A 13,327-nucleotide genomic window follows, 5' to 3' on the forward strand; every position below is an offset into this window, starting at 1 on the left:
GGGGTATCTATCAGCGGATCGTCGCCGCCTACCGGGAACCGAATAAAACACGAGGGAAGCAGATGATGCAGGCCGTGATCGGCTCGGTCACCAGCGGCGTTCCGGCTGCACTCATCGAGATCCGCCGGATCGGCCGGACACTGAAGCAACGTGCCGCTGACGTCCTCGCGTTCTTCGACCGCCCCGGCACCAGCAACGGGCCCACGGAGGCGATCAATGGGCGCCTCGAGCACCTCCGCGGCTCAGCCCTGGGATTCCGGAACCTCACAAACTACATTGTCCGCAGCCTGCTCGAATCAGGCGGCTTCAGACGCCGGCTACACCCTCAATTACGATGAGCCAATTAACCGGAAAAGTGCAGCCCTGATAAGAGTTGATGCCGTAATTCATCGGGTTTTCACTCGAGGGCTACCGCAGGGCGCGCGGGGGAAGTATTATTCGCCCGGGCAACTAGAATGACCGCAGGTTTCCAGTGGCCAACAAAAACGGCCCCTCATTGAGGGGCCGTCGAGCTACAGTCGTTGGACCGTAGCGGGGTATAAATCAAATATAGCAGAACCTGCCCGTGGCAGCGCCTGAGCTATCCGGAGACATCCCCCTGTGGATAACGATGCCGGGCGCGGACCGCACCACTGTATGTTGGCGATGAGCGACCCATTACTTAGGAGGAGACCCAACTGCCCAGAATGGTGATGTACGTCGACGGGTTCAATCTCTATAACGGCCTTCATCAGTCCTTCGGCCGCAAGTATTTATGGCTTGATTTGGTGAAGCTGGCAGAAGCATTACGGCCGAAAAACGACGTGCTGCAGGTTAAGTACTTCACCGCGCCAGTGCTGAACGAGCCGGGCGCACAGGCACGGCAGAATTCTTACTGGCAGGCTCTGCAGACTGTGAATGGCGGTCGCATCACCATCATCCAGGGCAGGTATCAGGGGAAGAACCGCACTTGCCGCTCCTGTAACTCAACCTGGACTGTCTATGAGGAGAAGGAAACAGACGTCAGCATAGCCGTCTCACTGGTTGCGGATGCAGCAAGAAATGCTGCAGATTCCTTCCTTTTGGTCAGCGGGGACAGCGACCTGGCCCCAGCGGTGAGGATGGCGAAGGAATTGAATCCAAGGTCATTCGTTACCGCGGCATTCCCGCCAGCCAGGTTTTCCGCCGAGTTGAAGAGATTAATGCCGGCGTCCTTTCATATCGGCCGCGCCAAGATCGCGCAGTGTCAGCTGCCAGACCCCGTACTTCAGGCGGACGGGACCGTCCTGCACCGTCGGCCGAGCAAGTGGAAGTGACACAGGTTCCATGGTCCGCGGACTCGAGGATGACATCATCGGATAATGAGCCCGAAGAGCCGTACCCGGAAGCCCAAGTCCGCAGGCAGGAACAAGGCGCGCAGAACCGGCCCGCCCGGCAACCCCATCGCCGAGGTGTACCGGTCGGTGGTCCAGTCGTTCACTGTGGAGGCGGACCACACATCGTCGCTGCACAGCGAGCTCCTGGCGTCCAACCTCTACTCGGTCATGCATGAGACCACCAACCTTGGGCCGGGCATCGACGAGCAGCTGTTCGGCGAGTGGGCGCGGTTTGTCGAACGGCAGCGGGACCGTCCGGCGGCTGCCATGCTGTGGGCTCTTGCCCAGGTGGCCGACCCGCCCGCCAATAGTCAGGCTGCAGCGGCCGCCCAGCGGCTTACCGACCTGGGCGTCCCAGAACCGGCGTGGCTTGCACCGTTGCGCAAACTGGAGGCGGCCGAAGCCTGGATGCTGACGGACGTGTTCGGGGATTCCATCGAGTTTGTCGTTGAGTTCCGCACCGGTCGCCGCAAACACGGCATGGCCATCACTATCGACACCAACCATCTGGGCGGGTACGCCACCAACATCGTCTTCGATCACAACGCCCGCAAGCTCCGACAGGACAGGGAACGGTTCGCCAAGCACATGGACCCGCTGATGCGCTTCGAGCCGGCGTCGCTGGCCGAGGTGCGCGCCCGCGGTATCGCCGCAATCGAAGCAACGGACGTGACCGAGGATCCCGACGTCGGCCCCGAGTATGAGGAGCACCGCGCACTGGCACTGAGCAGACTCCTCACGCTGCCGGGCGGTGACGTCGTCGACCTCGCCGAACACCGCATACCCGGCCCCGCCGAGGAGCTGGCGCGGTTCGAGGAGGACCAGGGCGAAACGGAAAAGCTCGTCGGCGACTTCCTGGCGTCCCTCGAGCACGACCCTGCCGAGCCCGACTCCGGACTCGACGCGAAGTTCGCCCGGCTTGCCGAACTGGCAATCGACTACGGGCGCAATTACGACGACGGCCGCCTCCTCCGCGTCAGCCCACCGAAAATCAGCACTTTTGCCGGCTGGTTCCTGCCTCACAAGGTAGGGCTCGACGACGCGGAGCAGGCTGCGCTGGCACCGTTCCTGAGCGCCTGGATCTCCTGGTGCGGCCGGCGTCAGGGCCTACCGTGGATGGCGGTCGAGATGGTGCAGGAGTCTGCCGCGGCCACACTTGACGCAGTAAGCCTGCTGGAGGAAGACGAAGAGGATGACCTCCCATCTCCCGGCATGGCTTTCCTCGAAGGGGTGGACGTGGACTCCATCGAGGACGCCCAAGCCGTCATGGAACGGCGGCAGTTTGCCATGCCCTACTTCGGCACCTGGATCGGTCAGGAAGACTATCCGCGGCTCAACCCGAACAGCGCTGCGGAGCTGCGGCTGCTGGTACTCGGCGAGCTGAAGGAACTCCATGGCGTAGGCAAGCAGGAGTATCCGCGGTCGGGGGAACCGGATGGCTCGCCCGTCTGGAATGCCGCGCTGCGGGAACTGGTGATCTCCCAGCTGTGGCATGACGAACCGCCTCAGGTATGGGAAGCGGCCCAACGGCTACTGGCTTTGGGGCTGGAGCGCGAGGACATACTGGACCGGCTGCAGGAGGCACTGTCCGGGCACGTGGACGCCCGCGAACTCGGACCACTGCCCGACGGCGGCATCAGCGCGGTGCACTTGCCGGGGTATGTCGCGTCGCTCGCCACACTCGGCGCAAGCGGAGGCAAGGGCGGACATCTGCGGCCGGTGTAGTCCTCTGCAGAGCAAAAGACCGGTCCAGACAGGAATCCCGAGAGGGGCGATACGCCGTTCGGAATGGTGCAGGCACTTTTCTGAGAGGACATACCCGCTTTGGCGCCCGTCGCAGGGAAAGGGTGAGACTGTGCAGAATCACAATCCGCCCACCCGAAGTGGTTGTCCGGTGCCAGTGCCCGCAACGGGTTGTCCTGCAACGATTGTGTAAACCAACCGATCAAGCTGAGGACAAGCAACCATGAGCAACGGCGCCGTGCCCGAACCCGATCCCACCAAGTTCACCGGCGCCGACGCCGCGTTCCTCCAGGACTTCGCCACCCTCTGCACCTTCGGCGCCACCTCCGGCGGGGGAGTGGACCGGCAGGCCGGCTCACCGGCCGACGGCGAACAGCGCGCCTGGCTGACCGGACTCCTGGAGGCCAAGGGGTTCTCCGTGTCCTTCGACCAGGTGGGCAACCAGTTTGGCTTGCTTGAGCTGCAGCCGGGTGCGCCCTACGTGCTGGTCGGCTCCCACCTTGACTCCCAGCCCACCGCCGGACGGTACGACGGCGCCTACGGCGTTCTCGCCGCAGCCCACGCAGCCTTCCGGCTGGCAGAGGAATGGCGGGCGGACGGCAGGTCCCCGCGCTACAACCTCGCCGTGGTGAACTGGTTCAACGAGGAAGGCGCACGCTTCAAACCGTCGATGATGGGTAGCTCCGTCTACACCGGAAAGATGACTGCGGAGACCGTCCTCGCCACCGAAGACCCGGCGGGCATCACCGTCCGTGAGGCACTGGAAGCGACCAGCGCGCTGGGGGAGGGTGAAGGCCCGAAGGCCGCCTACGCCGCCGAAATCCACATCGAACAGGGCCGCAGCATGGAGCGGAACGGCGTCACCATCGGCCTGGTCGACTCCAACTGGGCGGCAAATAAGTACCAGTTCGAGGTCCACGGCGAACAGGCCCACACCGGCTCGACAGTCATTGCTGACCGGCGTGACGCGCTCCTGGGCGCCTCGATGCTGGTGGTCACCGCGAGGGAAATCGCCGACTCCTTCCCCGACGGCGCCGTCCACACCTCCGTGGGCCAGCTGGACGTCTATCCGAACTCGCCCGTGGTTGTACCCTCGCTGGTGACCCTGCTCCTGGACCTGCGCTCTCCCGACGAGGAACTCCTCGCCCAGGCTGACCGCATGCTCCACGACCGCATCGGTGAGATCGAACAGTCGGCCCGGGTGGACATCCGCAAGACCGGATCCCATTGCTGGCCGGTCACCCCGTACCAGCCGGAGGGCGTGGCGCTCGCCGAGAAGATCGCAGCGAACCGGGGACTGACCCATGCACGGGTGAAAACCCTGGCCGGCCACGACTCCACCAACCTCAAGGACATTGTTCCCACGGTGATGCTGTTTGTCCCGTCTGTGGAGGGCATCTCGCACAACGAGCACGAGTACACCACTGACCAGGACATCATCGACGGTCTGCACACGCTCACCGACGTGGTCCGCAGCCTGTGCCTCGGGGAGCTCGACCAGCGCTAGGATCCGTCGGTCGCTCCGCCAGAGGAGGAGGCGCTCGCGGAGTCGGTGAATCAGTCCGTTGCGGAGTCGGCTGAGCGCTCGATCGAGTAGCGGAGCACTACCGCTCCGTTGCTGAATGTCCGGGTGCCCTCAAGCGTGAGGTTGAGCCGGATATAAGGGGACTCGAACGATGGCCGGCCCTGACCCAGTACCACCGGGTGCACGCAGAGGTGTATCTCGTCGACCAGCCCGAGCCGCAGAAAAGTGGTAGCCAGGTTCGCGCCGCCGATGGCGATGTCCCCGCCCGCCTGCGCCTTCAGTTCCGCAATCTGTTCAGGCACCACGTCGGACAGCACCGTTGCGTTCCAGCCCTCCCCGCCGATGTCCTTCTCGGTGAGGGTCCGGGAAAACACGAATTTCGGGGTCTCGCGCCAAATCTGCGCGAACTCGACGGCCACTGCCGGGCTGTCCGGATCCTGGTCCGCCGTGGGCCAGTACCCGGCCATCAGCTCATGGGTCACTCGCCCGTCCATGAAGGCTCCCATGGCACGGCACTGATCGTTGAAGTACTGGTGCAGCTCGTCGTCCACCCGGTGCCAACTGATGTCCCGGTCCAGCCCCTCGAAGAATCCGTCCAGTGACACGGACATCATCAGGATGATCTTGCTCATGCGGGTACCTCCGGGAGGATCGGAAGGCGGGGCGACCGCCGTCGTACTTTCCAGTGAAGCACCCGGTCGGTCAGAGGAACAGGGTGTGCATCCGGGCAGCCGACCGCCAGAGCCCAGCGAGGAGGCCTAACGCAGGAGGAGCCCGGCCACACGGCCGAGCTCCTCCCGCGAAATGGATCCTGCGAACCGAATCCTGTGGAGCTAACGGTTCCTACGCGGTTTCGGTGACGCCGCACCAGTCGGCGATGAACAGGGCGATGGTCTTGGTCACCTGGCGTACCGATTCGAGGTGCACTCGCTCATCGAACCCGTGGATCGCCTCGGACACTGGCCCGTAGACCAGCGCCGGAATCCCCGCGTACAGCGTGAAGACCCGGCCGTCCAGGTAGCCCGGCGTCGTGAAACTCTGCAGCTCCGCTCCGAAGACGTCCTGATGCGCGGCTGCAAGTGCAGCCTCGGCGTCCGACCCTTCCTCGAGCACGTAGCCCTCCGAGAAGAAGCCCGTCCGCTCGGCCTGCACCGAGGCGCCGCCACCGGTGTTCCGGAGGCACTCCTGGATCTCCTCCCACGCATCGGCGGCCGCGACACCCGGATACAGGGCCGCACGGACGTCGAATTCGCACCAGGAGGGAACGCTGGAGGGCCAGTCGCCGCCGGAGATCATGCCGATGTTGAAGTTGATCGGATGATCGAGGTCCTCGAAGTGCCGGTGGCTGCCCTGATCGGCGTTCCACTTGGCTTCGAGTTCCCGCAGCGCGCCCATGACCGGGTACGCGGCCTCGATCGCGTTGAAACCCGAGGCCATCTCCCGCACATGGGTCGGCTTGCCGGACACGCGCACCCGGAACCAGATCACCCCGACGTTGGCTCGCACCAGCATGTTCTCTTCCGGCTCCGGGATAACGACGGCGTCTGCCGTGTACCCGCGCTGGAGCGCCGCCAGCGAACCGTTGCCCGTGCACTCCTCCTCCACAACGGACTGGAAGTGGATGGTTGCCGCCGGTGCGAGACCGGCGGCGCGGAGGGCATCGAACGCGAAGAGGTTGGCGGCGAGCCCCGCCTTCATGTCGCCGGCGCCGCGGCCGTACATCCAGCCGTCCTTCACCACGGCGTCCCAGGGGCTGCGTTCCCACGTGTCCTCGGGCCCGGTGGGCACTACGTCGATGTGCCCGTTGAGGATCAGCGACCGGCCCTTCTCCTCCGGAGGAGTGTAGGTGCCCACCACGTTGGTGAGGTTCTCGAAGGCAACGGTGCTGGGACCGTAGCCCACATGCCCGGCGAGGGCTTCGCCGTCGAGCGTCCAGCGGTCCATTGTCAGACCCCGGGACTCGAACTCGACGAACATGAGGTTCTGCGCGCTGGCCTCGGCCGCCCTCAGCGAGGGATGCCGGACCAGCTCCGCAGTGAACTCAAGCTGGCGGTCAAAGGCTGCGTCAACGGCGTCGGTGATCCGGCGCGCTATCTCGGGATTCAGCATGCTACTTGACGATTGCCTTGTCCTTGACGCGGAGACGCTCACCGAAGAATCCGCCGGCAGCGGTGATCAGCGATACCACGATCAGCAGCACGGACGCGGTCCAGGACGCTCCGCCGGAAACACCCAGCAGTGCGACGGCGATCAGCGGCAGGAAGCCGCTCAGCGCGCCGGCCAGGTTGTAGCCGAGGGCAACGCCGCTGTAGCGCAGCTTCGGCGGGAACAGCTCGGTGAGCAGGGCGCCGGTCACGGAATAGGCCACGGACAGCAGCCCGATGCCGAGGGTGACGGCGAGGATGATGGCCGCAGGGTTGCGGGTATCGATCAGCCAGAAGAGCGGGAACGCTGCGGCAGCGGTCACGAGGCCGCCGATGAACGTCATCCTGCCCGGGCCGATCTTTTCGCTGATGCGGCCGATAACCAGGATGACGCCGATCTGCACCACAGCGGCAATCAGGGTTGCGTTCACCATGAGCTGGCGGTCCATGCCGAGGGTGGTGGTGCCGTAGCTGATGACGAAGGTGGTCATCACGTAGAACCCGCCGACTCCGAGGAAGGCGGCCATGATGGCGACGATCAGCCGGCCCCAGGCCAGGCGGAAGACGTCCACAGCGGGGATTTTGGCGCGTTCCTCGAGCTTGACCAGCTCGTTGAAGATGGGGGATTCCTCAACCTTCAACCGGATGTACAGGGCGACGAGCAGCAGCGGGAAGGCTGCCAGGAACGGCAGGCGCCAGCCCCACGAATCGAAGACCTCAGCGGGCATGAGGAGCACCAGGGCAAACGCGCCGGAGGACATCAGAGTGCCCACGGGGGAGCCCACCTGCACCAGTGCCGCATACCGGCCGCGCTTCTCGATCGGAGCGTGTTCCACGGCGATGGTCATGGCGCCGCCCCATTCGCCGCCGACCGCGAGGCCCTGCACCAGGCGCAGGATGGCCAGCATGATGGGCGCCGCGAGTCCGATGCTGCCGAAGTCGGGCAGCAGGCCGATGAGGCCGGTGGCCACACCGATCGCGACGATGGTGATCAGTAGAGCCGGCCGGCGTCCTACACGGTCACCGATGTAGCCGAAGAGCACGGCGCCCAGTGGACGGGCCGCGAAGCCGACGCCGAAGGTTGCGAACGCTGCCATGGTGGCGGCCGTGGGATCGAGTTCGGTGAAGAACAGGCGGTTGAACACAATGGCGGCGGCGGTGCCGAAAAGGAAGTAGTCGTACCACTCAAGGGCGGTGCCGACGAAGGCCGCGCGGGCGATCTTGCCCGCCTCGGCTCCGCTGACAACGGGAACGGTGACGTCCTCGCCCTGGGTTTTCTCAGGTGGTTGCATGATCAGTTGTTCTGCCTCTCAAGGTAGGACGGTGGTTGGACGGTGGGGGTGGTCTGTAGGTCGGTGAGGTAGTTGTGGCCGAAAACGCAGTTGCCCTCGAGCACAGTTGCCAGCACAGAGATCCGGGCGATTTCCTCGACGGGTACATCGGCCGGGTGGGCCGAGAGGAAGACGAAATCCGCGAGTTTCCCCGGTTCCAGGGTTCCGCGCTGGTCTTCCTCGCCGGCGGTCCACGCGGCGTCGACGGTGTACGCGCGCAGGGCGGTTTCGGCGTCGACGCGTTCCTGCGGGCTGATGGTGGCTCCGCCCGAGGTGCGGCGGGTGACCATGGACTGCATGCCGAGCAGGGGCGCCCCGGATGCCACCGGGCGGTCCGAGCTTCCGGGCACGCGCACCCCGGCGTCGAGGAAGGACCGGTGGCGGTAGATCCAGGGTTCCCGCTCGGGCCCGACGGCGTCTGCCATGGTATCGCCCACCTCATACAGGAAGTGGGGCTGCGGAACCGGCGTGATTCCGAGCTCGGCGAACCGCGGGAGCTGGTCGGGCCGCACCAGGCCGGAGTGCTCGATGCGGTGCCGCGCTTCGGGCCGCGGCAGCTTCTCCTGGGCGGCGGCGAAGGCGTCCAGGGCGACGTCGACGGCGGAATCACCGATGGCATGCGCCGCGACGTTCCAGCCGGAACAGTGGGCGTCCACCATCCGCCGGGTCAGTTCATCGAGGGAGAGCTGGAAGCTGCCGGTGCCGTGGTCGTGATCGCAGAACGGCTCGGTCACGGCGGCGGTCCGGCCGATCAGCGAGCCGTCAATGAAAATCTTCATGGCACCGAGCCGGACGTGGCTGTCGCCGAACCCGGACGCAATGCCCAGGTCTAGGCCGAAGGTGATGCCGTCCGCCTCATGGGAGTCCAGCGGGTGCAGGGCGTCGCTGACGGCCATCAGCTGGACGCGGGTCTTCAGGAGCCCACGGCGCCGGGCTTCGGTGTAGGCGGCGAGTTCCACGGGCGTGCGGCCGATCCAGCCGGACCCGATGCCGGCCTCCACCACGTGCGTCAGGCCCTCGGAGGCGTAGACCTCGCTGGCCGCGCCGATCGCTTCCGCCAGATCGACGACCGGGTAAGGGACCATCAGGGCGGTGACCAGCTTCTGGGCCTGCTCCTCGAGCAGGCCGGTCGGTCCGTCGTCGTCCGTGGCGACCGTCCCGCCTTCCGGGATGGGAGTTGATCCGTCGAGCACACCCGCGCGGTCCAGCACCTCGGTATTGACGGTGCACAGGTGCCCCGACCGGTGTTTGAGCCAGACCGGCCGGCCGGGCGCGGCGCCGTCGAGGCGGCTGCGGTGCGGATGCCCGCCCATCACGGTGTCGTCGTAGCCGGAGCCTACTACCCACGCGCCGTCGGGGAGGTCGGCAGCAAACCGGGCAACGGCGTCGTACAGCTCGTCCAGCGTGCGGCAGCCGGACAGCTCCAGCTCGGCCAGGGACTGCCCAAACCACGCCATGTGATTGTGCGAATCACCAAACCCGGGAACGACGACGGCGCCCGCACAGTTGAGCGTGCGCCTCGCCGGCAGGGCGAGGACGTCGTCGTCGAATCCCACGATGCGTCCGTGGAGCACGCCCATCGCGTGCGCGGTGGGGGCAGTATCAGCGAGGGGGAAGATGCTGGCGTTGACAAGTTTGAGATCGAGCATGGTCTGTGCGGATCGTCTTTCGGAGGTGGAGGGCAGCCGCGTGGAAACCGGCCCCTTCAATGGTGGTCTGGATCACCTCGGCAAACAATGGATGAACACAGTGCGCTCCGGTTCTAGAATGGGCATATGCCCAGTGAAGCGTCCGCGGATTTCCCTCAGGCGGCCCGCGGTCCAGCGGGCCGACCGGTGGTTTCGGAGGTGGTGGCCGCCTGCCTGGCCGACATCGACCGGATCGCCCACCAGTTCCTGCTGGAAGTGCAGGCCATTGAGGGATATCCGGGATCCTCGGTAGTGGACCGGGATCTGGAGGAGACGGCGGTGGCCTCGCTGGAGCTGCTGCTGCGGCTTATCGGCGAGCTGCCGATCCCGGAGCGGCTCGCGGGGATTTCCGATGCGCTCGGTCACCGCCGAGCCGCGCAGGGCGTACCCCTGGAATCGCTCCTGCGGGCAGTGCGCATGGACTTCCGGATCCTGTGGACCGCGATGCTGGAGAAGGTGCCGCCCGAGTTCCTGCCGGATTTCACCCAGGATGCGGTGCGGGTGTGGGAGGCGGTGGAGTTTCACACCATCCGGGTGCACGCCGGTTACCTCGATGAGCTCGCCTCCATGGCGCAGGAGAAGGAGGCACAGCGCGCGTTCCTGCTCTCGCGGCTCCTCACCTCTGACGGCAAGGACCCGCAGCTGCTCGGGCAGGCCGCGCGTGCGCTGGGGGTGAACCCGGAGAGCAGTTTCCTCGTTGCGGTGGCGGCCGGACACGCGCAGAAGGCGTTCCGGGCCGGCGTGGTGCGCGCCGGCGTCGAGCAGTTCCTGCACGAGCGCGATGGTGCGCTGATCCTTATTCTCGAGGACGTTCCGGCGCGGGCGGGGAAGAAGCCGGAGGGGACGCGGCCGTGGCTTATGCCGCTGGACTGTTTTGTTGCTCCGCCCGCTTCATCCCTGGCGGAGGTACCGAGGATGCTGCGGATAGCGCTGGAATCCTTGCCGGTGGTGACGCCGGAGAATCCCGGCCGGCAGACGGTCCGTGACGCGTGGGGTGAGGTTGCCGCTGTCCGGCTCGGCGAATACGGGACTGTTCTGGCCGACACTGTACTGGGGCCGCTCCCAGCGATTTCCGTACACGAAAAGGAGCGGCTGATCGAAACGGTGCAGGCGTACTTCCGGACCGGTTCGGTCTCCGAGACTGCCGCGGAGCTGTACTGCCACCGCAACACCGTGCTGAACCGGTTGGCACGGTTCAGCCGGCTCACCGGATTTGATCCCGCCAAACCGCAGGACGCGGCGACGGTGATCGCAGCGCTGCATGTCGAAAAGGCACGGGCGCAACTGCCGCCGTCGTCCGCCGGCTTGTAACCCATGAAACAGGCCTATGTCACGCTGCTCAGAGTGAGATGACCCGGACCAGATCCTCAAGCCCGGCGAAATCGTCACCATTGCGGGTGTAGAGGTCGAGATTGTGCGCGTGGGCAGTGGCGGCAATCAGGAGGTCCGCTACGCGGCTCCGCGGCTTCCGTCGCTGCCCCGCTACCGAGGCCACCACCAGCCCGTAACTGCGGGCGGCCGCCCCGTCAAAGGGGATTGGCTCGAACCTGGATTCAACCTCCTGCAGCCGCATCTGGCGCTTCGCAGCTTCACCCGGGCTGCTTGCGAGGTGAGGGCCGGCAGCGAGCTCGGCAGCGGTAATTGCTGAAATTGCAGCCTCGTCCGGCAGAGCTGCCGCAACGGCGGGGTCATGCCAGTCGATGACCACCGACGTATCGAGAAGGCCCCGTGTGGCGGTCACAGGCTCTGATCAATCTGTTGGTCGAGATCAGCGCGAAACTGATGCCGGTCAATCCGGACGCCCGCTCCCGCGAGGGCCGCTAATTCATTGCGGGGAACGAACACGCGTCGGCCGGCCCTGACCGGTACCAGTTCGGCGACGGGTTCGCCATTGCGCGTGATGATGAAAGTTTCGCCGGCCCGCACAGCGTCGATCACTTTCGCGTTGTCGTTGCGCAGTTCCCGTTGAGCAATGGTTTTCATGGGATAAGTATAGTGTTTCTGCTACATAGTGCTACGGTCGTCGCACTATAGGTGCATCCCTTGACCTGACGGTCTACAAAAGCGCATAATCCTAACTGTGTTAGGAAATCCTACTCGCGATAGGTTGGCCGAACGGCGGGAAGCGTCCCGCCGGGAGATCGTGAATGCGGCCTGGTCGATCGCGCGCGAGGATGGGCTGGCGGCCGTGACCCTGCGGGAAGTTGCGGCACGCGTGGGGATGCGGGCGCCGTCGCTGTATACCCACTTCGAATCCAGGAACGCGATCTTCGATGCGATGTTTGCGCAGGCCTGGCGGGACCTCATCGAACACATGGAAGCGGGCATCCGGGAAGCCTCCACGATGTCCCTGCGCGACTTCCTCAAATGGAACTCACGCACTTTCTTTGAGTTCTGCGTCAGCGATCCACCCCGGGCGCAGTTGATGAACCAGCGGACCATTCCCGGGTTCGAGCCCACGCCCGAGGCATACGCCCCGTCGCTCGCTGCCTGGCAGCGCTTCCGTGAGGAACTGGTTCCGTACGGTGTCACCCGGACCGAGGACATTGACCTTTATACCGCGCTGCTGGGCGGGCTCATTGACGCACAACTGGCCAACGATCCCGGCGGCGACCGCTGGGAGAAACTTCTGGACCGCGCCGTCGACATGTATGTCGACGGGCTCGACCTTCCCTGACCACTCTTCTTGCACAAGGAAAAAGCCATGACCATTTCCACCGCGCCGGCCGGCACCCGGAAGCACCCCCGCCGGCCCGCACTGGACCACAGCAATGCCATGCGGCTGGCACGCGACGAATACGCACGGGTGGCTGACGCCGTCGTCGGGCTTTCGCCGGACCAGTGGACGCTGCCCACTGACTGCCCGGAGTGGGACGTCCGCGCCATGGTGGCGCACATCTGCGGGATGGCCGCGATGGCCGCCACACCATGGGAGACCAACCGGCAGATGAGTGCCGCAAAGAAGATCGTGGCGCGCACCGGCGTCGAAGGGATTGACGCGCTCACCGGGCTGCAGGTTTCCGAGCGGTCGGATAAGACCCCGGAGCAGCTCACCGCCGAGCTGCGCTCGATCGGGCCGAAGGCTGCGGGCAGCCGACGCCGGATACCGGCCTTCATCCGCAGCCGACGGCTGCCTGAGGAACAGTCAATGGAGGGCATGTCGGAATGGTGGAGCATCGGCTTCCTGACGGACGTTGTCCTCACCCGGGACCCGTGGATGCACCGCGTTGACCTCAGCCGCGCTACCGGCACAGACATGGTCCTCACCGCGGAGCACGACGGCGTACTGATCGACGACGTCGTCCGCGAGTGGGCGGGTCGGCACGGACAGCCCTACCGGTTGCGGCTGACCGGCCCGGCCGGCGGGACTTGGAGCGAGGGCGACGGCGGTCCTGAGCTTGAGCTCGATGCGGTCGAGTTCTGCCGGATCCTGTCCGGTCGGGCGCCTGAGTCATCATTCACCAGGGAGGGCCTGTTGCGGACGTTCGTACCGTTCTGAGTCCAACCCTGAAAACCTGTTGGCAGTTTCACAGCGGGCTGG

13 protein-coding genes are annotated in these 13,327 nt (G+C 65.5%); 7 read left to right on the plus strand and 6 right to left on the minus strand.

The window, feature by feature from the left end:
* The 4 genes from BLS52_RS12525 to BLS52_RS12540 all read left to right on the plus strand — a co-directional run.
* A partial coding sequence (locus tag BLS52_RS12525) for a transposase (RefSeq protein ID WP_139186266.1) occupies positions 1-338 on the plus strand: 338 nt, incomplete at its 5' end.
* 348 nt (positions 339-686) lie between these two features.
* Positions 687-1,295 (plus strand): NYN domain-containing protein, encoded by a 609-nt coding sequence (locus BLS52_RS12530; protein ID WP_090587143.1) that lies wholly within the window; start codon positions 687-689, stop codon positions 1,293-1,295.
* 45 nt (positions 1,296-1,340) lie between these two features.
* Positions 1,341-3,080 (plus strand): hypothetical protein, encoded by a 1,740-nt coding sequence (locus BLS52_RS12535; RefSeq protein ID WP_090587145.1) that lies wholly within the window; start codon positions 1,341-1,343, stop codon positions 3,078-3,080.
* 241 nt (positions 3,081-3,321) lie between these two features.
* Positions 3,322-4,605, plus strand: a complete 1,284-nt coding sequence (locus tag BLS52_RS12540; RefSeq protein ID WP_090587147.1) for a M20 family metallo-hydrolase — start codon at positions 3,322-3,324, stop codon at positions 4,603-4,605.
* 50 nt (positions 4,606-4,655) lie between these two features.
* Here BLS52_RS12540 and BLS52_RS12545 read toward each other — a convergent pair whose 3' ends face one another.
* From BLS52_RS12545 to BLS52_RS12560, 4 genes are all read right to left on the minus strand, one after another.
* Entirely contained in the window at positions 4,656-5,255 is a 600-nt protein-coding gene (locus tag BLS52_RS12545; protein WP_090587148.1) for a dihydrofolate reductase family protein, read from the minus strand.
* A gap of 211 nt (positions 5,256-5,466) precedes the next feature.
* Complete coding sequence (locus BLS52_RS12550) at positions 5,467-6,732, minus strand: ArgE/DapE family deacylase (protein ID WP_090587150.1); 1,266 nt, start codon at positions 6,730-6,732, stop codon at positions 5,467-5,469.
* A 1-nt stretch (position 6,733) separates the two neighbouring features.
* A complete protein-coding gene (locus BLS52_RS12555) occupies positions 6,734-8,059 on the minus strand; it encodes an MFS transporter (protein ID WP_090587152.1) in 1,326 nt (441 codons plus the stop codon).
* A 2-nt stretch (positions 8,060-8,061) separates the two neighbouring features.
* Positions 8,062-9,747, minus strand: a complete 1,686-nt coding sequence (locus BLS52_RS12560; protein ID WP_090587153.1) for an amidohydrolase — start codon at positions 9,745-9,747, stop codon at positions 8,062-8,064.
* Between the two features lie 126 nt (positions 9,748-9,873).
* Between BLS52_RS12560 and BLS52_RS12565 the strand changes: the two genes are divergently transcribed.
* Positions 9,874-11,097 carry a PucR family transcriptional regulator gene (locus BLS52_RS12565; RefSeq protein ID WP_090587155.1) on the plus strand — a complete coding sequence of 408 codons (1,224 nt, stop codon included), beginning with the start codon at positions 9,874-9,876 and terminating at the stop codon, positions 11,095-11,097.
* A gap of 28 nt (positions 11,098-11,125) precedes the next feature.
* Here the strand turns inward: BLS52_RS12565 and BLS52_RS12570 are convergent, their stop codons facing one another.
* Both BLS52_RS12570 and BLS52_RS12575 read right to left on the minus strand, forming a co-directional pair.
* Positions 11,126-11,527, minus strand: coding sequence for a type II toxin-antitoxin system VapC family toxin (locus BLS52_RS12570; protein WP_090587157.1), 402 nt, complete (start codon positions 11,525-11,527; stop codon positions 11,126-11,128).
* Positions 11,524-11,769 (minus strand): type II toxin-antitoxin system Phd/YefM family antitoxin, encoded by a 246-nt coding sequence (locus BLS52_RS12575; protein ID WP_090587159.1) that lies wholly within the window; start codon positions 11,767-11,769, stop codon positions 11,524-11,526. The genes BLS52_RS12570 and BLS52_RS12575 overlap by 4 nt, the downstream gene beginning before the upstream one ends.
* A gap of 124 nt (positions 11,770-11,893) precedes the next feature.
* Between BLS52_RS12575 and BLS52_RS12580 the strand changes: the two genes are divergently transcribed.
* A complete protein-coding gene (locus BLS52_RS12580; RefSeq protein ID WP_175460165.1) occupies positions 11,894-12,463 on the plus strand; it encodes a TetR/AcrR family transcriptional regulator in 570 nt (189 codons plus the stop codon).
* A 27-nt stretch (positions 12,464-12,490) separates the two neighbouring features.
* Entirely contained in the window at positions 12,491-13,285 is a 795-nt protein-coding gene (locus BLS52_RS12585; RefSeq protein WP_217636758.1) for a maleylpyruvate isomerase family mycothiol-dependent enzyme, read from the plus strand.
* Positions 13,286-13,327 lie beyond the last annotated feature (42 nt).

It is taken from the genome of Arthrobacter subterraneus (assembly GCF_900099735.1).
Lineage (GTDB): Bacteria > Actinomycetota > Actinomycetes > Actinomycetales > Micrococcaceae > Arthrobacter_D > Arthrobacter_D subterraneus.